Origin of the sequence: Nocardioides ferulae, from assembly GCF_003660455.1 — a bacterium.
Taxonomy (GTDB): Bacteria; Actinomycetota; Actinomycetes; order Propionibacteriales; family Nocardioidaceae; genus Nocardioides; species Nocardioides ferulae.
Window position 1 is genome coordinate 1 of record NZ_QZVR01000025.1, and the last position, 262, is coordinate 262.

The window sequence follows — 262 nt, forward strand, 5'->3', positions numbered from 1 at the left end:
GGCGAGCACGGTGCGGGTGGAGTGGACGTGGACACCACGCGCGATCGAGAGCTCGAACAGCGCCACGTCGACCAGCTCGGGAGTGCCCTCACCGCCAGGACGGACCAGCCGCGGCGTCCCGTCGGGACGCCTGCCCTTCCACTCGACCGGGTCCGGCGGGAGCGCGCCGTGCAGGTCGGCCCAGGCCAGACACAGCTCGAGGTCCTCGACCAGCACCGCCCGCCGCCGCACCACCGCGTCTTCGGCGCGGGCCAGCACCTCG

1 protein-coding gene is annotated in these 262 nt (G+C 74.8%); it reads right to left on the minus strand.

What is annotated here, in order from left to right; all coding sequences use genetic code 11:
- Window positions 1-262: hypothetical protein (locus tag D6B71_RS22960; protein WP_206051865.1), on the minus strand; the 262-nt coding region annotated here is incomplete at both ends.